Raw genomic sequence first — 19,025 nt, forward strand, 5'->3', positions numbered from 1 at the left:
TCAGCGTCGACCCCAAGCGGGATACACCGGATGTCCTCGAGCCCTACGTCGGCTATTTCAGCGACGGCATCCTGGCCCTTACCGGCACCGAGCCCGAACTACGCAAGGTCGCCGCGCAATACGGCGCCCAGTTCCGCTATGTCGGCACCGGGTCGACCTATACGGTGGATCACACCGTCAACACCTTCATCGTCGACAGATCCGGCCGTCTGGCGCGGGTGATGCCCTATGGCACGCCGCTCCCGGAGCTACTGTCCTACGTCCTCGGGCTGCTGCACTGAGGACCCTGGCCAACGGCGTCCCGGCACGCCGCCGGCCCGGCCAAGGCAGAGAATCCCGATGCCGCCGGCAACGCCGGTGATCCAGTGCCCGCCCCGGCGCCGGCAGTTTTTTTGCGCCGCCTCTTCTCCCGCCCTCGACAGTCCACTAAACTCGCCGTCGCGCGGCCCGGCACCCATCCTGTCCGCCCGCGCGGGTCGCCCGCCTTGCCGCCCGATGTCCTGTGCGGCGCCCGGAAACGGGACAGCCGCGCCCCACTGTTCACCCCGATACCCGCCCAGCGCCCAAGCTGAAAGCATCCATGTCCGACATCGCGATATTCGTCGACGACAGCCACCGCTTCGCCCGCCAACACTATTTCCTGCACCTGATGATGGAGGAATGGCGCCATGCCGGCTGGCGTATCCGCCTGTGCGAGGGGACGCGCCGTCCCCCCGATGCGGACCTGGCGCTACTGCACGTCGACCTGACCCGGTTGCCGGACGACTATCTCGACCTCGCCGGACGCTACCCGTCCGTCGTCAACGGCGCTGCCGTCGACATCTCGAAACGGCGGATCAGCCGATACCTGGTCACCCGGGACGACGCCTACGCGGGACCCGTCATCGTCAAGACCGACGCCAACTGCGGCGGCATCGGCGAGCGGGCGCGGCGTTACCGCGTGCCCCTGCTCGGCCGTCTCCGGCGCAGCCTGGACCGGCGCCGGCACTGGACCCGGGCCGCCTTCCTGACCAGCGGCGATTACCCGATCTACCCCGGCAAGGAGGCCGTGCCGGCCGCGGTCTGGGACAATCCGGCCCTGGTCGTAGAGCGTTTCCTGGCCGAGCGCCGGGGTAGCCAATACTGCCTGCGCCAATGGGTCTTCTTCGGCGAACGCGAACTCAACAAGATTTCCTACAGCGAACATCCCATCATCAAGGCCAACACCGTGATCGGCTCCGAGCTGCTCGGCGAGGTCCCGGAAACGCTACGCGCGATGCGGGCGGAGCTGGCCGTCGACTACGGCAAGTTCGACTACGTCATGCAGGACGGCGAAGCCATCCTGCTGGACGCCAACAGGACCCCGACCTACGGCAACCGTCTCGGCCCCAAGGCCGCCGAGTATGCGGCCCTGCTGGCGTCCGGCTTGACGGCGTTCCAACGATGACGGCGAGCCGCTGGTTCCACGACATCTATGGGCCCGGGCTGGCCTACTCGGGCTATGCCCCGCCCGGCGCCGACCGCTGGCTGCCCAGGGACCGCGCCTTTCTGTTCGCCCTCACCGGCAACCAACTGGTCGTTGCCGGCGACATGCCCATCGTCTGCGCCGCCGGCGCCGCCACCGAAGCCGGTCTCGACCTGTTGCGCGCGAACGGCTTCCGCCTGCCCAGCCGGTTGCTGGCCTTCCGCGACGAGCAGGACTATGGCCGGCGCCTGGCGGAACTGGCCGGTTCGGGCATTCGAATGGTCGTCCAGCACCGCCATCCGGACGCCGTGCTGCCCGAGGCACATTGCTGGCTGGCGCCGGAAACCCTCTCGCGCCTGAACGACAAGGGCCGCCTGGCCGACCTGGTACCGGCCGGGGCCGCGCCACGGCGCACGGTGTTCGCCGCCGCGGCGTTACCGGACGACCTGCCGACGCCCTGCGTCCTCAAGGTCGCCACCCCGGACAGCACCGGCGGCGGCGCCCTCGACATCCATCTCTGCCGAGGTCCCCAGGACGTCGCCGTCGCAGCGGCCAAGCTGGCCGGCTGCGAGCGCCTGGTCGCCGAGGAATGGCTGCCCGCGGCGCGCTTCCTGTGCCTCAATTACGCCATCGATCCACACGGTGAAATCGCTTACCTGGGCGGGACCGAGATCATCAACGGGCCGGCCGGGACTTACCTCGGCAACTGGCTCGGCGCCGCGGTCTCGCTACCGGCCGCCGCCGTCGCCGCCGGGCACGCGGTCGCCGAGCGCGGCGCCGCGGCCGGTTACCGGGGCTGCCTGTGCATCGATGCCGCGGAACTTCCGGACGGCCGCGTCCTGATCTTCGATCTGAATTTCCGCGCCTGCGGCTCGACCGTCCCGCTCCTCGTCATCGAGGCGCTGGCGGCCCGGCACGGCGCCACGCTGGCGAAATTCCGCAGTTGGTCCTGGACTGGGGGTTACGCCGAGCTGCTCCGGGCGGCACGCCGGCTGGAGGGTGAGCTGGTTCCCCTGGTCAGCTTCGACCCGGCCGTCCACGGCGAAGTCGGGCCCGCGCGCGTGAACGGTCTGCTGCTCGGGACATCGCGCGAGGAAATCGCCCGCCGGGAGGCGGACATGGCGCAGTCTGGCTGGATCTGACCCACCGTCGCGGCAAGTCGGTTTGGTGCCGACAGTCTGACTCAAAAACAGATGCGCAGGCACGTATTAGCAACGTTTGTCGCCCCACCACGCCCATGGGATTGGTAGTGGATCAACAAGTAGGACGGCGCCAGCGTCCAGCCAACCACAGCGCCGCTATTTCTGATCGGGCGCCGTCCGCTTGAAATTATTGTCGTCCCGGCAGTACTCCAGCGCATCAAAAAGGATACCGGGTATGCGCATGAGGTGGTCAGGATGGCCTAGTAGGATCGAATCGCTCGGGCCGAACTGAAGGCCTGCTCTACCAATCTCATGTCGGCGCTCGTCGGTCATCGGTACGATGACCTGGATACGTGGGTGTTTCCCTTCTGACCAATAACGCAGTAACCAGCGGTTCACCTTGCCCTGAAAGAGGGCGGCGAAGTAGCTCTCCGTATCCTTTGCTACGACACCAGCGTCTTCTCCGAGAATGTCCGTCAACACCTCAATCAGGCGACGCTCGGCGTACGTGGTGACGATACGCGGATTGGATGGGTCGACTTGGTCGGCCATCGGATCGTCAACGGGCTGTTTGGGTTCCTCTGGCGCGACTGACTTAGGCGCAGAGAGGCTGGAGGCAACGCGCTCGCTCATCGACTGGGCCACAGCTTGCTTAACGATAGGCGTGATTACTTCCATGAAGCGGGCGGTGAGGCTCCGCTGCACGGTCGACTTACCTGCGACATAACGGACAAAGTCTTGATCACATTCCAGCACGCTATGATTTACCACATCCTTGAACGCTGCTAGGTAGATACTTTCCTCAGCCAACGTACGAAGGGCCTCCGGCTGGAATTCGTCATGCCGGAAGCGGTAAAGCCGGCCAATCAGAGATTCATCTAGAGCCGCAAAGTCCACCATGAGGAACGGCTCCGAATCCATCACATTCTTGTTGGTGAGGTCGGTGAAGAACCTCCACACCTGGCCGTTGGTGATGGCACCGATGGTTACCTCCGGTGTCGCATTGAAATAGCGCGCGAGTTGGGGCGAATGGTTGGACAATTTCTCCCCAAAGGTCTTGGCTTCGATAAACATAACTGGTACGCCGTGGCAGAACAACGCGTAGTCCACACGCTCGTTGGCCTTCGCTCCCGGGAAGTCAGCGCCAAACTCCGCCTTCACCTTGGTCGGGTCGAATGGGGAAAAACCCAGGATGTCGAGCAATGGAAGAATCAGAGCTTGTTTTGTGGTTTCCTCGGTTGTGCAGTGGTGTCCCACGGTGATGACGTGCTCAGCGTGCCGACGGACGCGCTCCATGAATTCGTTCATGCGTTATCTCCCTGTCGGTGACCGGCCTCATCACCCCATGGCACGAAGCCCAGATCAACATTCCATAATTTAGCCTACAAAATGACTCATAGCATGTCCTGTGGCCAGCAAGCACTCCGGCGGGGAGGTGAGAACTCGCAAGTGGCCTCGGTTTTCCGCGTAAGCAAATCCCCGCAAGCAGTGCACTGAAGACGCGGCTGAGTTGGGCGGTCGCCGTTGGCGCGAGCCAATTGTGATGCACCGGTATTGGTGGGTGCGCGTTGAGTCCGGGGGTCTTCTGCTGCACTGACCATCGAACAAGATGATCACTGAATCGCCATTCACGGCCGGCCAGACGTAAGAACGGACAATACGGACATCAATCTCTTGGCTTGTCGTCTGTTCACCAGGGGATTTGAAAATTCAAACAACAGCACTGTACTTCATGCAAGCTTCCACCTGGGTGGAACTGAACGAACGTAACTCTTGGTGTTGACCCGGTGGTATCACCGCACGCCGTCAACGCCAGTGAAATCATGGCTACGGAAACAAGCCTTAACATGATTGCCTGCCGACCTGCTCGGTGCGTGTGGCCCGGGTGTCGGCCGGTGTCGTCAGTTGCAGGTACCTACCCCATGATCGCAATGGACCAACCCGGACAACAGAAAAGCTGTAACGACTTGTAGTTACAAGCAATTACGGCCTTCTTTGGATTACTCTGGAGTAGTTACTGGTGCCGACAGTCTGACTCGAACAGACGACCTACCGCTTACAAGGCGGTTGCTCTACCAACTGAGCTATGCCGGCCCGTTTACTTCACCACCCGCAGGCTGGGCTTGCCCTTGGGGCGCGCCGGTCCACCCTCCGGGGCGGACGGCGGCGGCTCCTCCTCGTCGGCGACCGCCTCGAGCGCGCCGGGCTTCGTCGCCTGCTGGCTGAACGCCATGCCGTCGCCGGTTTCCCGGGCATAGATGGCCAGGACATTGGCGACCGGGACCTCGATGACCTGGGCAACGCCGCCGAATCGGGCGGAGAAGCTCAGCCAGTCGTTGTCCATCTGCAGATTGCGCACCGCCGCCGGCCCGATGTTGAGCACGATCTGGCCGTCCTTGACGTAGGCCGCCGGCACCTTGGCGCCGCCTTCGACCTTGACCGTGATATAGGGCGTATAGCCGCTATCCACGCACCACTCGTAGAGGGCGCGCAGGAAGTACGGTTGCTGCGGGATTGCGTCGTTGCTCATGACCACACCGGTACGGATCGCGGCACCAATCGCCGTTACTTGCGCATCGCCTTTTCGACCGGGGTCAGGGCGGCGATGAAGGCCGGCCGGCTGAAGATGCGCTCGGCATACTTCAGGAGCGGAGCGGCCTGCTTGGGCAGCGAGATGCCGAAATAGTCGAGCCGCCAGAGCAGCGGCGCGATGGCCACGTCCAGCATGCTGTAATCCTCGCCCAGCATGTACTTCTGCTTGGCGAAGATCGGCGCGATCTGGGTCAGGTTGTCGCGGATGGTGGCACGCGCCTTTTCCGCCACCTTGGCGCTGCCGTTGACCACGTCGGGCAGATGGCTGAACAGGTCGCGCTCGATGTTGAACAGGAACAGGCGCGTGCGTGCGCGCATGACCGGATCCGCGGGCATCAGTTGCGGGTGCGGGAAGCGCTCGTCGATGTACTCGTTGATGATGTTCGACTCGTACAACGTCAGGTCACGCTCGACCAGGATGGGAACCTGGTTGTAAGGATTCATGACGGCAATCTCTTCGGGCTTTTCCTGCAGGTCGACATCCTTGATCTCGAAGTCCATCCCCTTCTCGAACAGGACAATGCGACAGCGGTGGCTGAACGGACAGGCGGTACCCGAATACAAAATCATCATGTTTTCAAACCCTCACAACCGGCTCCCGCCGGCTCAATGTACGTCTTTCCAGAATTCCTTCTTGAGATAGAAGGCAATCACGAAAAACACTCCAAGAAAGGCCAATACCACCAGGCCGATGTTCATGCGCTGGGTCTGGGCGGGCTCGCCCATCCAGACCAGGTAGTTCACCAGGTCGGCGACCGTGGCGTCGTACTCGGCCGGCGTCAGCTTGCCGGTCTTGACCAACTCCAGGCGTTCGATCACTTGGTGCTGCTTGCCCTCGTGATCGGTCTCGGTCATGTAGACCGGCGCCATTTGGCCTTGCAGCTCCTGCAGGACATGCGGCATGCCGACCTTGTCGAACACCGTGTTGTTCCAGCCGGTCGGCCGGCTGTCGTCGCGGTAGAAGCTGCGCAGGTAGGTGTACAGGTAGTCGGCGCCGCGCGAGCGGGCGATCACGGTCAGGTCCGGCGGCGTGGCCCCGAACCATTCCTTAGCCTCCTTCGGACGCATCGACACCTTCATCAGTTCACCCGGCTTGTCGGCGGCGAACAGCAGGTTGTCCTTGATCTGCTTCTCGGTCAGGCCGATGTCCTGCATGCGGTTGTAACGCATGTAGTTGGCGCTGTGGCAGCTCAGGCAGTAGTTGACGAAGACGCGCGCGCCCCGCTGCAGCGACTCGTGGTCGTGCACGTTGACCGGGGCATGGTCCAGCTTGAGCGCGGTGTTGGCGAAGGCCAGGGTCGGCAGGGCCAGCAACAGGAATAGCAGCTTGTTCATTTGTCGGTCACCCTTTCCGGTTCTTGTTTGGCGGTATCTCCCTTGATGAACATGGCCATCGGGATGAAGGACAGGACGAACACGGCGAACAGGACCTCGGTGACGTAGGGGATCGGCGACGCCAGGGCCATGTTGACGTTGGCGCCGATCGCCGCGATCAGCGCGGCCAGGAAGGCCCACAAGCCGAGCGGACCACCCTGCTTGGCGGGATTGGTGTAGAACGGCATCATCAGGAAGAAGGCGAAGTACACCACCGACAGGGTGCGCGCGATCCAGGTGCCCAGGGTCGTCGACGGCAGGACGCCGAGGATGCCCAGCCAGACGAAGGCGACCACGAAGAAGGCCAGGGCGATCTTGAATTTCGGACCCCGGTAGCGGATCGACTTGACCGGGCTCTTGTCCAGCCAGGGCAGCGCGAAGAAGATGACCACCGCGACGCCCATGCCGACGACGCCCGGGAACTGCGAGCCCAGCATCGGCGGAACCGCGCGCAGGATGGCGTAGTAGGGGGTGAAGTACCAGACCGGCGCGATGTGCGGCGGCGTCTTCAGCGGGTCGGCCGGGATGAAGTTGTTGGCCTCAAGGAAGTAGCCGCCCATCTCGGGAGCGAAGAACAGCACCGAGGCGAAGACCATCAGGAACACCACCACGCCGAGGATGTCCTTCACCGTGTAGTACGGGTGGAAGGGGATGCCGTCGCGCGGGATGTGGGTTTCCGGGTCCTTGTTCTTCTTGATCTCGACGCCGTCGGGGTTGTTGGAACCGACCTCGTGCAGGGCGATCAGGTGCGCCGCCACCAGGCCGACCAGGACCAGCGGCAGGGCGACGATGTGCAGCGCGAAGAAGCGGTTCAGGGTGGCGTCGCCGACCACGAAGTCGCCCCGGATCAGGGTCGACAGGTCGTTGCCGACGAAGGGCACGGCGGCGAACAGGTTGATGATCACCTGGGCGCCCCAGAACGACATCTGACCCCAGGGCAGCAGGTAGCCCATGAAGGCCTCGGCCATCAGCATCAGGTAGATCAGCATGCCGAAGATCCAGACCAGCTCGCGCGGCTGCCGGAAGGAGCCATAGAGCAAGCCGCGGAACATGTGCATGTAGACCACGATGAAGAAGGCGGAGGCGCCGGTCGAGTGGGCGTAGCGGATCAGCCAGCCGTACGGCACGTCGCGCATGATGTACTCGACCGAGGCGAAGGCGAGCTCGCCGTCCGGCTTATAGTTCATGGCCAGGAAGATGCCGGTGACGATCTGGAGCACCAGCACCAGCAGGGCCAGGGAACCAAAGAAGTACCAGAAGTTGAAGTTTTTCGGCGCGTAGTACTCGGACAGGTGCGCCTTGAAGGATGCGGTCAGCGGGAATCGCGCATCCAGCCAGCTAATGACTTTCTCCATTTGTTGTTTCCCCCAGGGTTCAAGCCGCCTTCTGGTCTTCGCCGACCAGAAGTTTGGTTTCGCTTAGATATTTGTGCGGCGGGACGACCAGGTTCGACGGTGCGGGAGAACCGTTGAACACGCGTGCGGCGAGGTCGAAACGCGAGCCGTGGCAGGGGCAGAACCAGCCGCCGGGCCAGTCGGCGCCCAGGTCGGCGGGGCCGACTTCCTTGCGGAAGGTGGGCGAGCAGCCGAGGTGGGTACAGATGCCCACCACCACCATGAAGTTGGGCTTGAGCGAGCGGGTCGGGTTCTTGCAGTACTCGGGCTGCTGGGCGGTATTGTCGGAATTCGGATCGGTCAGGCGATCGTCGTGCTTGCCCAGCATGGCCAGCATCTCGGGCGTGCGGTTCACCACCCAGACCGGCTTGCCGCGCCATTCGGCGGTGAACAGCATGCCGGGCTCGACCTTGGACAGGTCGACCTCGACCGGGGCGCCCGCGGCCAGGGCGCGCGCCGACGGCATCATGCTCATCACGAACGGCGCCACAGCGCCGACCGCCGCTACGCCGCCTACTGCAGAACTCATCGCCACTAAAAAGCGGCGTTTTGAACCATCAACGCTGATCTCGCTCATTATTTGTTCCTAACCTTGTGAGTGGTCGCGAAATTTATGCAAACTCCGCCCCCGGCGCGGCCAGACAGCTTGGGACAAGACACATCGCCGGCGGACAAAAACCTGCATAGTGTACACGAAAGGCGCCTCGAACTTAAGGCACGCCTGACCGGCGCGACGCCGTTTCCGTTACGGTAAAATCGCCGGCACTCCCTTCCGCGCCCTGCGCACCCGTTCCATGCACAAACTCTGGCTGTCCCTGGCCCAGATCATCGCCGGCGCCGCGATCGCCCTGGCCGCGCTGTTCGCCCTCGACAAGATGATTCCCGGCCTGCTGCCCAGCGGCCCGTCCGGCAGCGTCACCATCCGCGAGGTGGCGGACGGCGGCGGCGCGCCGCGGGTGGCCTCGTTCGCCGACGCCGCGCAGAAATCCCTCCCCTCGGTGGTCAACATATTCACCAGCAAGGAGGTGCGCACGCCGACCAATCCGCTCATGAACGACCCGTTCTTCCGGCGTTTCTTCGGCGTGCCGCCGCAGAGCAGCACGCAACGGGTCGCCAACCTCGGCTCGGGCGTCATCGTCAGCGAGGGCGGCTACATCCTGACCAACCACCACGTCGTCGAAGCCGCCGACGAGATCCAGGTCGCCCTGCCCGACGGCCGCAACCTGGACGCGACCCTGGTCGGTTCCGATCCGGAGACCGACATCGCCGTCCTCCGGGTCAACAAGGACGGCCTGCACCCGATCACCTTCGCGAAGCCGGACACCACCCGGGTCGGCGACGTCGTGCTCGCCATCGGCAACCCCTTCGGGGTCGGCCAGACCGTCACCATGGGCATCGTCTCGGCGCTCGGCCGCAGCCACCTGGGCATCAACACCTTCGAGAACTACATCCAGACCGACGCCGCGATCAACCCGGGCAACTCGGGCGGCGCCCTGGTCGACGCCGGCGGCAACCTGGTCGGCCTGAACACCGCGATCTATTCGCGCAGCGGCGGCAACCTGGGCATCGGCTTCGCCATCCCGGTCTCGATCCTGCGCCAGGTCATGGACGACATCGTCCGCAACGGCGCCGTGGTGCGCGGCTGGGTCGGCATCGAGGTGCAGGACATCACGGCCGACGTCGCCGAATCGTTCGGCCTCGCCAGCACGCGCGGCGCCCTCATCGCCGGCGTCCTGCGCGGCGGCCCGGCGGACCGTTCCGGCATCCGCCCGGGCGACGTGTTGCTGGCCGTGGACAACCAGGCGGTCACCGACTCCAGCTCGCTGCTGCAACTGATCTCGGCCCTGAAGCCCGGTGACGCGGCGCGCCTGCGCGTGTTGCGCCAGCGCGCCGAGGTCCAGGTCGACGTCCGGGTCGAGCGGCGGCCGCCGCAGCCGCGCGAAAACTGAGCGCCGCCGGCGCTCAGTTCAGACCTGGTTGCGCCACTCGGTATCCTCGGAGTCGAACAGCCGGTTCGCCTCCAGCGGCCCCCAGGTGCCGGCCGGATAGGTGTGGATGAAGTCGCGCTCCTGGGCCCAGTACTTGAGGATCGGATCGACCACCCGCCAGGCCCATTCCACCTCGTCGAAGCGGATGAACAGGGCGCGGTCGCCCTCGATGACGTCGAGCAGCAGCGCCTCGTAGGCATCCAGGGGATGGTCGTCGACCCCCCGGTAGCTGGCGTTCAGGCGCACCACGTGGGTGTTCATGCCGAGGCCGGGCTGCTTGGCGTGCAGCTCGATGTGCATGCTCTCGTTGGGCTGGATGGAAAGCACGATCCAGTTCGGCTCCAGCGCCTCCAGCGGCGTCTCCCGGAACAGCTGCTGGGGCGGATGGCGCAGCCGGATGGCGATCATCGACATCGATTCCTTCAGGCGCTTGCCGGTACGCAGGTAGAACGGCACCCCACGCCAGCGCCAGTTGTCGATGTAGAACTTCGCCGCGGCATAGGTCTCCGTGACCGAGTTCGGCTCGACGCCGGGCTCGTCCTGGTAGCCCGGCACCTGGACGCCGCCGATCGCCCCGGTCTTGTACTGCGCCCGGTAGGCGTGGGCGTGCACGGAACGCTGGGAGATCGGCCGGATGCAGCGCAGCACCTTGACCTTCTCGTCGCGCATCGCGTCCGCCTCCAGGGCCGCCGGCGGCTCCATGGCGACCAGGGTGAGCAGCTGCATCAGGTGGTTCTGCAGCATGTCGCGCATGGCGCCGGCCTTGTCGTAGTAGTCGGCCCGGTTGCCGATGCCGACGTCCTCGGCCACGGTGATCTGGACGTGGTCGACGTAGTTGCGGTTCCAGAGCGGCTCGACCAGGGTGTTGGCGAACCGGAACACCAGGAGGTTCTGCACCGTCTCCTTGCCCATGTAGTGGTCGATGCGGAATATCTGGCTTTCCTCGAAGTAGCGGTGCAGCAGTTCGTTGAGCACCCGCGCCGACTCGATGTCGCTACCGAACGGTTTCTCCACGACCACCCGGTGCAGGCCGCGCGGCCTGCTCAGGCCGGCCTTGTCGAGGCCCTTGATGACGGCGGGAAAATCGCCCGGCTTGACCGCCAGGTAGAACACCACGTGCGAGCAGACGCCCAGCTTGGGCTTGGCCAGGGTCTCCTTGAGCGCCTCGTAGGCGGCCGGGTCGTCCTGGTCGCCGCGCACGTAGTCGAAGCGGTTGACGAAGCGGGTCAGCAGCTCGCCTTCCGCCTTGACCCGCTGGACCAGCAGTTCGCGCAGGTAGTCGCGCCAACTGGCGTCGTCGTAGTCGCGCCGGCCGAAGGCGATGAAATTGAGCACCTCGGGCAGGCGGCCGGCCAGCTCGAGGCGATACAGGGCGGGCAGCAGCTTGATCGAGGCCAGGTTGCCGGTGGCCCCGAAGATGACGAAATTGCACGGCGGCAGGTCGCCTTCATGGTCGATCATGGCGCCCTCCTCAACCCTTCAGCGCATGGCCGCCGAAGCCCTTGCGCATCATGGCCAGCAGCTTGTTGCCGAAATCGGCCTTGCCCTGGGAATCGAAGCGGTTCATCAGGGCCAGGGTCATCACCGGCGTCGGCACGCCCTGCTCGATGGACTCCAAGGCCGTCCAGCGGCCCTCGCCGGAGTCGGCCACGAACGGCAGGATGGCGTCCAAACCCTGGTCTTCCTTGAGGAAGTCGGCGGTCAGGTCGAGCAGCCAGGAGCGCACGACCGAACTGTGCCGCCACAATTCCGCGATGGCCGCCAGGTCGAGGTCGAATTCGCCCTTGGCCTGCATGAGGGCGAAGCCCTCCGCGAAGGCCTGCATCATGCCGTACTCGATGCCGTTGTGGATCATCTTGACGAAGTGGCCGGAACCGGCCGGACCGGCATGCAGCCAGCCGCGCTCGGGGGCTGGCGCGAGGAGCTTGAGGAAGGGCTCGATGCGCGCCACCGCCTCGGCTTCGCCGCCGGCCATCAGGCAATAGCCGTTGGCCAGGCCCCAGATGCCGCCGGAGACCCCGACGTCGGCGAAGGCCAGCTGCTTGCCGGCCAGGTCGGCGGCGCGGCGCTGGGCCTCCTTGTAGTAACCGTTGGCGCCGTCCACCACCATGTCGCCCGGGGCCAGCTTGCCGGCCAGTTCGGCCAGGGCCGCCTCGGTGGCCGCCCCGGCCGGCAGCATCAGCCAGACCACGCGGGGCGGTTTCAGGGCGGCGATCATGTCGTCGAGGGAACGGCAGGCGACCACGTTGACCTCCTCCGCGGCGATCTGCTCCGTCACCTCGAAGCTGCGGTTGCAGGCCAGCACCCTGGCCCCGCCGCGCGCCAGCCGGCGCGCCATGTTGCCGCCCATCCGGCCGAGTCCGTACAAACCGATTTCCAGCATCACTGCCTCCTTGCATGCAAGCCAATGCATCGACTATCGGACGCCCGGCCGGGAACTGCAACCCTACCGGCGGTGTGCCATGGAAAGTTCACGGACCGGCGTGCCTCAGACCTTGACGTAGACCCAGCCCTGGCTCATCCGGGTGATGATCTCGTTGACCGCCGACGAGGCGACCCCGGCCTCCGGCACCAGGACGACGTCGACGCCGGCCTGGCGCAGGCGCGCCAGGGTCTGGCCGCAGGCCAGGAAGGACAGGTTGGCGTGGCGCTCGGCCAGTTCGGCGATGCGGGCCCGATAGGGCGTCAGGTCACGGCGCAGCAGGTCGAGGCCGTGACTGTTGGCGACGATCTCGATGCGGCCGCGGCCGGCGCGCTGGTCGAGCAGCCGTTCGGCGAGGTCGAGGACGGCGGCCAGCCGGGTCGGGTCGCCCGAATCCAGGTGCAGGACGACGTGGTCGGCATCGACCCGGTCGGTCAGGGCGACCGCCTGGTAGCCTGCCGGCAACCCGGCCAGGGGCGCCGGGCCGGGCGAGACCGACAAGGTCAGGCCGCGCGCGAACCAGCCGGCCGACAGCCCGACCAGCAACAGCAGGCCGGCGACCAGGGCCTGGCGCCAGGCCGGGGGACAGCGCAGGGCCAGGCCGCGGCGGCCGGCCGGCGGCTCGGCATAGGCGCCGCGCACCAATTCCTTCATGACCCGCAGCTCGCACACCGCGGCCTTGAAGTCCGGGTCCACGCCGAGGCGCGCCAGGGCATCCTGGCGTTCGCCGGCGGCCAGCTCGCCGTCCACGAAGGCGTTGAGAAACTCGACGGAAGGGGTGTCCTTCATTTCGACCTCCTGGTCAGCGGTACGACCCGGGCGGACGCCGTTGCCTGCAGAAGGTCCCGGAGTGCCCGGCGCGCCCGCGCCAGCCGGCTCATGACCGTGCCGACCGGGATGGCGAGGATCGTCGCCACCTCGGCGTAACTGCACTCCTCGAGGTCGACCAGGGTGAGCACCTGGCGCTGCCCGACGGGCAGGCGGGCGATGGCGTCGCGCACCCGGTTGCCGGTCTGGCGGCTGGCGTAGAGACGCTCCGGCGTGGCATCGTGGGCGAGCACGGCCTCGTCGATGTCGTCGACGTCGACGCAGTCCTTGCACCGGCGCAGGTGGTCGCGCCAGCAGTTGTTCAGGATGGCGAACAGCCAGCCCTCGAAGGCGGCCTCGTCCTTCAGCTGGCCGGCCCGGTCGATGGCGCGCGCCAGTGCCTCCTGGGTGAGATCGTCGGCCAGGTGGCCGTCGTGGCACCAGGCGTAGGCCAGGCGGTACAAGCGCGGCCGCATCGCCGTGGCGCGGGCACGGAATCCTGGACTGAACAGATAGGCGAGCTTGTTCACTGGGTTGCCTCGGCAAACGCGTGCCGGATCGGCACGCCCACATCCGGATTGACGCACGGGCGGGAAATTTATTCCATGACGAGAAAAATTCACCGGTGCGGGAATAAACGTGCCGCCCGGAACGTCTCCCGCAAAGGCGGCCCGCCGCCGAATAACCCAACGCATCGAGGAGATCGAACATGAAATACCTGCCCGCCCTGTCCCTGGCGCTCTGCCTGTCCGCCGTCACGCTGGTCGCCGCCACGGCCGCCCGTGCGGCCCCGTCCGCCCCGGCCACCGCCGAGGTCCAGGAAAAGGTGGTCTACCACATCAACGACGCCAGCGTCGCGCGCGTGGCCATGCGCAACATCGAGAACCACCTGAACGCCAGCCCGGGGGTCAAGATCGTCGTCGTGGCGCACGGCAAGGGCATCGACTTCCTGCTCAACGACGCCAAGGACGACAAGGGCGCCTATGAACCCCAGGTCGCCGGCCTGCGCGACCGCGGCGTCGACTTCCGGGTCTGCCGCAATACCCTGAACGGCCGCAAGCTGGACGACAGCGCGGTCATCATGGAGGCCAGCGTGGTGCCTTCCGGCGTGGCCGAGCTCGGCCGCCTGCAGGCCAGGGAGGGCTACGCCTACATCAAACCGTAGGCCCGCCGGCCACCTTCGGGGCCGTGCCCAGCGCCAAGGTCCGGCAAAGCTTTTATACTTGTCGGATCGACATGTCCGGGAACCGCCGCCCCGAAGGCCCATCATGAAAAACGTACTGTTCGCCACCTCCGAAGCCCGTCCACTGATCAAGACCGGAGGCCTGGCCGACGTTTCCGGCGCCTTGCCCACCGCCCTGCGCGCCCTGGGTGTCGATTGCCGCCTGCTCCTGCCCGGCTATCGCCAGGTCCTCGCCAGCCTGGGCGACCTGCCCGAAGTGGCCCGCTTCGAAGGCATGGCGGGCTTCGCGGACGCCCGCCTGCTGCTCGGCAGCATGCCGGACTCCGGCACCCCGGTGTACGTGCTCGACTCGCCGACCTACTTCCAGCGCGACGGCGGCCCCTACCAGGACACCAGCGGTACCGACCACGCCGACAATGCCGACCGCTTCGCCCTCCTGTCGCGGGTCGCGGCCCATCTGTGCACCGCCAACTCGCCGCTCGACTGGCGTCCCGAACTGCTCCACTGCAACGACTGGCAGACCGGCCTGGCGCCCGCCTGGCTGCACTTCGCGGGCCGCCCGGTGCCGTCGGTGATGACCATCCACAACCTGGCCTTCCAGGGCATCTTCCCGCCCTCCACGGTGGCCCGCCTGGGTCTGCCGGCGAGCAGCTTCCAGATCGCCGGGATCGAGTACTACGGCAACCTGTCCTTCCTCAAGGCCGGCCTCTTCTACGCCGACCGGCTCACGACGGTGAGCCCCACCTACGCCGAGGAGATCCAGCACGAGCCGCTCGGCATGGGCATGCAGGGCCTGCTGTCCTCGCGCGCCGAGTCGCTCACCGGCATCCTCAACGGCATCGACATGAACGACTGGAACCCCGCCGGCGATCCCCACCTGCCGGCCCATTACACGGTCCGCTCGATGTCCGGCAAGCCGCGTTGCAAGGAGGCCCTGCAGGCGGACCTGAACCTCGAGGTCGCGCCCCAGACGCCCCTGTTCGGCGTGGTCTCCAGGCTGACCCACCAGAAAGGCCTGGACTGGATACTCCAGGTCGCGCCCGGCATCCTGGACCGGGGCGGCCAGCTCGCCGTCCTCGGCACCGGCGACAAGAGCGTCGAGCAGGCCCTGCGCGACCTCGTCGCCGCCTATCCGGGCCGGGTCGCCGCCACCATCGGCTATGACGAGGGCCTGTCGCACCGCATCGAGGCCGGCGCCGATCTGTTCCTGATGCCCTCGCGCTTCGAGCCCTGCGGCCTCAACCAGATGTACAGCCTGCGCTACGGCACCCCGCCGATCGTGCACGCCACGGGCGGCCTGCGCGATACCGTGGTCGACGGCGTCGACGGCTTCGTCTTCACCTACGCCACCGCGCACGGCCTCTGGCTGGCGGTGGAACGGGCACTCACCGCCTACGCGGAACCGACGGTCTGGAAACGCATGCTGCAGGCCGGCATGAAACGCGATTTCAGTTGGGAACGCAGCGCCCGGGCCTACCTCGAACTGTACGAACGGGCCGCCGCCGAGGCCTGAGCGGCCCCGGCGCCGGCGCGCCGGTCAGAGCCAGAGCATCAGGCCGAGTTCGAACGGGTGCGTGAGCAGGCGGTGGTAGGGGTAGACGCGGATGCGGTAGATCAGGCGGCCACAGTATTCCGGCGTCATCTCCAGGGTGAACACGCTTTCGTTGCCCACCTTGCCGGTCGGGCTGAACGACAGCACGCGTAGCTCCTTCTCCTGGCCCTGGCGCGAAGCCCGGCCGATCAGCATCTCGACCTGGACGTCGCTGGGCGCCAACCCGTCGAGGTTCACGGCGACCTGGATCTGGACGTTCTCGCTGTAGGTGACGCGGCGCACCGGGTCGTCCAGGCGGCGCAGGGTGACGCCGCCCCAGGCGGCCTGGATGCGTGCCTTCCATTCCGACAGCTCGCGCCCGGCGGCGAATTCGTCGGCCACGAAACGCGACCACTGCCGGCTGGCCGGACCATAGAACTTGTCGACGTACTCGCGCACCATGCGGATGGAATTGAAGCGCGGCAGCAGCGTGGCGATGGCACGCTTGGCCATGTGCACCCACTCCGGCGAGAAACCGAGTTCGTTGCGCCGGTAATACATCGGGATGACCTGGTCCTGGAGCAGCTCGTAGAGGGTCTGGCTGTCCTCGCGGTTGCGCCGGGCATCGTCGTAGTACTCGGGCGCCGGCTTGATCGCCCAGCCGTTGGTGCCGTCGTAGCCCTCGTCCCACCAGCCGTCGGTGACCGACAGGTTGAGGATGCCGTTGATGGCCCCCTTCATGCCCGAGGTGCCGGACGCCTCCAGCGGGTAGATCGGGTTGTTCAGCCAAACGTCGCAACCCGATACCAGGCGCCGGGCCAGGCCGAGGTCGTAGCCCTCGACCATCAGCAGCTTGCCCTCGAACTCCGGCCAGCGCGAAATCTCGTGGATGCGCTTGATCAACTCCTGGCCCGGCTCGTCGGCGGGGTGCGCCTTGCCGGCGAAGATGAACAGCACCGGGCGGTCGGCGTCCTTCATGATCTGGCGCAGCCAGTCCATGTTCTCGAACAGCAGCGTGGCCCGCTTGTAGGTCGCGAAGCGGCGCGCGAAACCGATCACCAGGACGTTGGGGTCGAGCGGGTTGGCGTACTTGAGCATGCGGTCCAGGTGGGCCTCGGAACCGTGGTTGCGCAGGTGCTGCTGGGTGATGCGGTGGCGGATCGCATGCAGCATCTGGGTCTTCAGGGCCTGGTGCACGGACCAGAAATGGTGGTCCGGGACGTTCTCGACCTGATGCCAGAAATCCAGGTCGGTCAGGCGCCGGCGCCATTCGTAGCCGAGCTTGTTGTCGAACAGGTCCTGCCATTCCTGGGCCAGGAAGGTGGCCACGTGGACGCCGTTGGTGATGTAGTCCATGGGCGACTCGTCCGGCGTCACCTGCGGCCACATGTCGGACAGGATGCGCGAGGAGACGCCGCCGTGGATGCGCGAGACGCCGTTGTGGTGGCGCGAGCCGCTCAGCGCCAGGCGGGTCATGTTGAAGTCCTGGCCGTGGCCGGCGCCGCCCAGCTTGAGAAACTCGGCCCGGCTGATGCCGAGGTCTTCGCAGCAGGCGCCGAAGTACTCCCACACCATCTGCTCGCCGAAGTGGTCGTGCCCGGCCGGCACCGGCGTGTGCGTGGTGAACACGGTACCCGCCGCCACCGCCTCCAGGGCGGCCTGGAAGGACAGGTTGTGGTGCTTGACCTTGCGCCGCACCCGCTCGATGACCAGGAAGGCCGCGTGGCCCTCGTTGATGTGGTAGACGGTCGGGTGGATCTCCAACGCCTTGAGCGCCCGCACGCCGCCGACGCCGAGGACGATCTCCTGCTGGATGCGCGTCTGCTTGTCGCCGCCGTAGAGCTGGTGGGTGATGTAGCGGTCCTCGGGATTGTTTTCCGGCAGGTCGGTGTCGAGCAGCAACTGGCGCACGTGGCCGATCTGGGCCTCCCAGACCTTGACCACCACCTTGCGGCCGGGGAAATCGATCTCGACGTGGACCTCGTGGCCGTCCTTGGTCATGGCCGGGTGGATGGGCAGGTCGTCGAAGTCGGAATCGGTGTAGGTGGCGATCTGGTGGCCGTCGTTGTCGATGCGCTGGTAGAAGTAACCCTGGCGGTAGAGCAGGCCGACCGCGATGAAGGGCAGGCGCAGGTCGGAGGCCGCCTTGCAGTGGTCGCCGGCCAGGATGCCGAGGCCGCCCGAATAGATCGGGAAGCTCTCGTGGAAGCCGAACTCGGCGCAGAAATAGGCGACCAGGTCGCCGTCCTCGAACGGCATGGCGACGTCGCGGTGCAGCGGCTCGCTCATGTAGGTGTCGAAGGACGACAGGACCCGGTTGTAGTTGCCCATGAAGATGTGGTCGGCGGCCGCCTCCACCAGGCGCTCCTCGTCGACCCGCTTGAGGAACGCCTTGGGGCTGTTGCCGACCGCGCCCCAGAGGCCGGGATGCAGGCGCGCGAACAGGGTCCGGCTGGGCCGGTCCCAGCTGTACCACAGGTTTTCGGCCAGTTCCTTCAGGCGTGCCAGGCGTTCCGGTATGCGCGGATTGACCTCGATGGCGTAGGTGGTGCCGGGCTTCATATCGCTTCCTCGTCGTTATTCGTCGGTTACCGCATCAATCCTGGCGGATGAAGTGTTCTCGGTAGTACTTCATCTCGTCGATCGATTCCATGATGTCGGCCAGCGCGGTATGGCTGTTCGCCTTCTTGAAGCCGTCCATGATCTGCGGCTTCCAGCGCCGGGCCAGTTCCTTCAGGGTTGACACGTCGAGGTTGCGGTAATGGAAATAGGCCTCCAGCTTCGGCATCCAGCGGGCCAGGAAACGGCGATCCTGGCAGATCGAGTTGCCGCACATGGGCGAGGTGCGCGCCGGCACGTGGCGCTTGAGAAAATGCAGCATGGCATCCTCGACGTCGGCGTCGCTGAGCAGCGAGGCCTTGACCTTGTCGATGAGCCCGGACTTGCCGTGCGTGCCCTTGTTCCAGTTGTCCATCGCGTCGAGCACGGCGTCCGCCTGGTGGACGACCAGGACCGGCCCTTCCTCGACCAGGTTGAGGTGCTTGTCGGTAACCACCAGGGCCACCTCGATGATCCGGTCGTTGTCGGGGTCCAGACCGGTCATTTCCATGTCGATCCAGATCAGGTGGGTATCGTTTTCAGCCATCGG

18 protein-coding genes and 1 tRNA gene are annotated in these 19,025 nt (G+C 66.0%); 6 read left to right on the forward strand and 13 right to left on the reverse strand.

Annotation, left to right across the window (positions count from 1 at the left end; genetic code table 11):
* The 3 genes from EZJ19_RS09765 to EZJ19_RS09775 all read left to right on the forward strand — a co-directional run.
* On the forward strand, nucleotides 1–281 hold a 281-nt coding region (locus EZJ19_RS09765; protein WP_131447074.1), incomplete at its 5' end, for an SCO family protein.
* A gap of 299 nt (nucleotides 282–580) precedes the next feature.
* Nucleotides 581–1,426, forward strand: coding sequence for a hypothetical protein (locus tag EZJ19_RS09770; protein WP_131447076.1), 846 nt, complete (start codon nucleotides 581–583; stop codon nucleotides 1,424–1,426).
* Nucleotides 1,423–2,586 carry a hypothetical protein gene (locus tag EZJ19_RS09775; protein WP_131447078.1) on the forward strand — a complete coding sequence of 388 codons (1,164 nt, stop codon included), beginning with the start codon at nucleotides 1,423–1,425 and terminating at the stop codon, nucleotides 2,584–2,586. Before EZJ19_RS09770 ends, EZJ19_RS09775 begins: the two co-directional genes overlap by 4 nt.
* Before the next feature lie 156 nt (nucleotides 2,587–2,742).
* Here EZJ19_RS09775 and EZJ19_RS09780 read toward each other — a convergent pair whose 3' ends face one another.
* The 7 genes from EZJ19_RS09780 to petA form a co-directional block, all read right to left on the reverse strand.
* The gene (locus EZJ19_RS09780) at nucleotides 2,743–3,894 is read right to left on the reverse strand and encodes a type I restriction endonuclease (protein ID WP_131447080.1); all 1,152 of its coding nucleotides are present in this window, start codon (nucleotides 3,892–3,894) and stop codon (nucleotides 2,743–2,745) included.
* A gap of 710 nt (nucleotides 3,895–4,604) precedes the next feature.
* Nucleotides 4,605–4,680, reverse strand: a tRNA-Thr gene (locus tag EZJ19_RS09785).
* A 4-nt stretch (nucleotides 4,681–4,684) separates the two neighbouring features.
* On the reverse strand, nucleotides 4,685–5,116 hold the full coding sequence (locus EZJ19_RS09790) for a ClpXP protease specificity-enhancing factor (RefSeq protein WP_131447082.1): 432 nt from the start codon (nucleotides 5,114–5,116) through the stop codon (nucleotides 4,685–4,687).
* Between the two features lie 35 nt (nucleotides 5,117–5,151).
* On the reverse strand, nucleotides 5,152–5,751 hold the full coding sequence (locus EZJ19_RS09795; RefSeq protein ID WP_131447084.1) for a glutathione S-transferase N-terminal domain-containing protein: 600 nt from the start codon (nucleotides 5,749–5,751) through the stop codon (nucleotides 5,152–5,154).
* Nucleotides 5,752–5,784: 33 nt separating this feature from the next.
* Nucleotides 5,785–6,513: a cytochrome c1 gene (locus EZJ19_RS09800; protein ID WP_131447086.1), complete on the reverse strand. Its 729-nt coding sequence runs from the start codon at nucleotides 6,511–6,513 to the stop codon at nucleotides 5,785–5,787.
* On the reverse strand, nucleotides 6,510–7,907 hold the full coding sequence (locus EZJ19_RS09805; protein ID WP_131447088.1) for a cytochrome b: 1,398 nt from the start codon (nucleotides 7,905–7,907) through the stop codon (nucleotides 6,510–6,512). The genes EZJ19_RS09800 and EZJ19_RS09805 overlap by 4 nt, the downstream gene beginning before the upstream one ends.
* A 19-nt stretch (nucleotides 7,908–7,926) precedes the next feature.
* Entirely contained in the window at nucleotides 7,927–8,523 is a 597-nt protein-coding gene (petA, locus tag EZJ19_RS09810) for a ubiquinol-cytochrome c reductase iron-sulfur subunit (protein WP_131447090.1), read from the reverse strand.
* A 217-nt stretch (nucleotides 8,524–8,740) separates the two neighbouring features.
* Between petA and EZJ19_RS09815 the strand changes: the two genes are divergently transcribed.
* The gene (locus tag EZJ19_RS09815; RefSeq protein WP_131447092.1) at nucleotides 8,741–9,895 is read left to right on the forward strand and encodes a Do family serine endopeptidase; all 1,155 of its coding nucleotides are present in this window, start codon (nucleotides 8,741–8,743) and stop codon (nucleotides 9,893–9,895) included.
* An 18-nt stretch (nucleotides 9,896–9,913) separates the two neighbouring features.
* Here EZJ19_RS09815 and zwf read toward each other — a convergent pair whose 3' ends face one another.
* From zwf to EZJ19_RS09835, 4 genes are all read right to left on the reverse strand, one after another.
* Nucleotides 9,914–11,395, reverse strand: coding sequence for a glucose-6-phosphate dehydrogenase (gene zwf / locus EZJ19_RS09820; RefSeq protein WP_131447094.1), 1,482 nt, complete (start codon nucleotides 11,393–11,395; stop codon nucleotides 9,914–9,916).
* A 10-nt stretch (nucleotides 11,396–11,405) separates the two neighbouring features.
* Nucleotides 11,406–12,314, reverse strand: coding sequence for a phosphogluconate dehydrogenase (NAD(+)-dependent, decarboxylating) (gnd, locus tag EZJ19_RS09825; protein WP_131447169.1), 909 nt, complete (start codon nucleotides 12,312–12,314; stop codon nucleotides 11,406–11,408).
* 108 nt (nucleotides 12,315–12,422) lie between these two features.
* Nucleotides 12,423–13,145 carry a hypothetical protein gene (locus tag EZJ19_RS09830; protein WP_131447096.1) on the reverse strand — a complete coding sequence of 241 codons (723 nt, stop codon included), beginning with the start codon at nucleotides 13,143–13,145 and terminating at the stop codon, nucleotides 12,423–12,425.
* Nucleotides 13,142–13,693, reverse strand: a complete 552-nt coding sequence (locus tag EZJ19_RS09835) for an RNA polymerase sigma factor (protein WP_240754736.1) — start codon at nucleotides 13,691–13,693, stop codon at nucleotides 13,142–13,144. Before EZJ19_RS09835 ends, EZJ19_RS09830 begins: the two co-directional genes overlap by 4 nt.
* 179 nt (nucleotides 13,694–13,872) lie before the next feature.
* Here EZJ19_RS09835 and EZJ19_RS09840 point away from each other — a divergent pair, with 179 nt between their 5' ends.
* Both EZJ19_RS09840 and glgA read left to right on the forward strand, forming a co-directional pair.
* Nucleotides 13,873–14,328: a DsrE family protein gene (locus EZJ19_RS09840; protein ID WP_131447098.1), complete on the forward strand. Its 456-nt coding sequence runs from the start codon at nucleotides 13,873–13,875 to the stop codon at nucleotides 14,326–14,328.
* A gap of 103 nt (nucleotides 14,329–14,431) precedes the next feature.
* Complete coding sequence (glgA, locus tag EZJ19_RS09845; RefSeq protein WP_131447100.1) at nucleotides 14,432–15,859, forward strand: glycogen synthase GlgA; 1,428 nt, start codon at nucleotides 14,432–14,434, stop codon at nucleotides 15,857–15,859.
* Nucleotides 15,860–15,883: 24 nt separating this feature from the next.
* Here the strand turns inward: glgA and glgP are convergent, their stop codons facing one another.
* Together glgP and orn are read right to left on the reverse strand one after the other, a co-directional pair.
* A complete protein-coding gene (gene glgP / locus EZJ19_RS09850; RefSeq protein WP_131447102.1) occupies nucleotides 15,884–18,439 on the reverse strand; it encodes an alpha-glucan family phosphorylase in 2,556 nt (851 codons plus the stop codon).
* A 34-nt stretch (nucleotides 18,440–18,473) separates the two neighbouring features.
* A complete protein-coding gene (gene orn / locus EZJ19_RS09855) occupies nucleotides 18,474–19,022 on the reverse strand; it encodes an oligoribonuclease (protein ID WP_131447104.1) in 549 nt (182 codons plus the stop codon).
* Between the last annotated feature and the right edge of the window lie 3 nt (nucleotides 19,023–19,025).

The sequence above is a fragment of the Parasulfuritortus cantonensis genome (genome assembly GCF_004337445.1).
Lineage (GTDB): Bacteria > Pseudomonadota > Gammaproteobacteria > Burkholderiales > Thiobacillaceae > Parasulfuritortus > Parasulfuritortus cantonensis.

Excerpts from the sequence above, each read along its gene's own strand:
- EZJ19_RS09770 (WP_131447076.1), top strand. The coding sequence starts at position 581 with ATGTCCGACATCGCGATATTCGTCGACGACAGCCACCGCTTCGCCCGC.
- EZJ19_RS09775 (WP_131447078.1), top strand. The coding sequence starts at position 1,423 with ATGACGGCGAGCCGCTGGTTCCACGACATCTATGGGCCCGGGCTGGCC.
- EZJ19_RS09780 (WP_131447080.1), bottom strand. The coding sequence starts at position 3,894 with ATGAACGAATTCATGGAGCGCGTCCGTCGGCACGCTGAGCACGTCATC.
- EZJ19_RS09790 (WP_131447082.1), bottom strand. The coding sequence starts at position 5,116 with ATGAGCAACGACGCAATCCCGCAGCAACCGTACTTCCTGCGCGCCCTC.
- EZJ19_RS09795 (WP_131447084.1), bottom strand. The coding sequence starts at position 5,751 with ATGATGATTTTGTATTCGGGTACCGCCTGTCCGTTCAGCCACCGCTGT.
- EZJ19_RS09800 (WP_131447086.1), bottom strand. The coding sequence starts at position 6,513 with ATGAACAAGCTGCTATTCCTGTTGCTGGCCCTGCCGACCCTGGCCTTC.
- EZJ19_RS09805 (WP_131447088.1), bottom strand. The coding sequence starts at position 7,907 with ATGGAGAAAGTCATTAGCTGGCTGGATGCGCGATTCCCGCTGACCGCA.
- petA (WP_131447090.1), bottom strand. The coding sequence starts at position 8,523 with ATGAGCGAGATCAGCGTTGATGGTTCAAAACGCCGCTTTTTAGTGGCG.
- EZJ19_RS09815 (WP_131447092.1), top strand. The coding sequence starts at position 8,741 with ATGCACAAACTCTGGCTGTCCCTGGCCCAGATCATCGCCGGCGCCGCG.
- zwf (WP_131447094.1), bottom strand. The coding sequence starts at position 11,395 with ATGATCGACCATGAAGGCGACCTGCCGCCGTGCAATTTCGTCATCTTC.
- EZJ19_RS09830 (WP_131447096.1), bottom strand. The coding sequence starts at position 13,145 with ATGAAGGACACCCCTTCCGTCGAGTTTCTCAACGCCTTCGTGGACGGC.
- EZJ19_RS09840 (WP_131447098.1), top strand. The coding sequence starts at position 13,873 with ATGAAATACCTGCCCGCCCTGTCCCTGGCGCTCTGCCTGTCCGCCGTC.
- glgA (WP_131447100.1), top strand. The coding sequence starts at position 14,432 with ATGAAAAACGTACTGTTCGCCACCTCCGAAGCCCGTCCACTGATCAAG.
- glgP (WP_131447102.1), bottom strand. The coding sequence starts at position 18,439 with ATGAAGCCCGGCACCACCTACGCCATCGAGGTCAATCCGCGCATACCG.
- orn (WP_131447104.1), bottom strand. The coding sequence starts at position 19,022 with ATGGCTGAAAACGATACCCACCTGATCTGGATCGACATGGAAATGACC.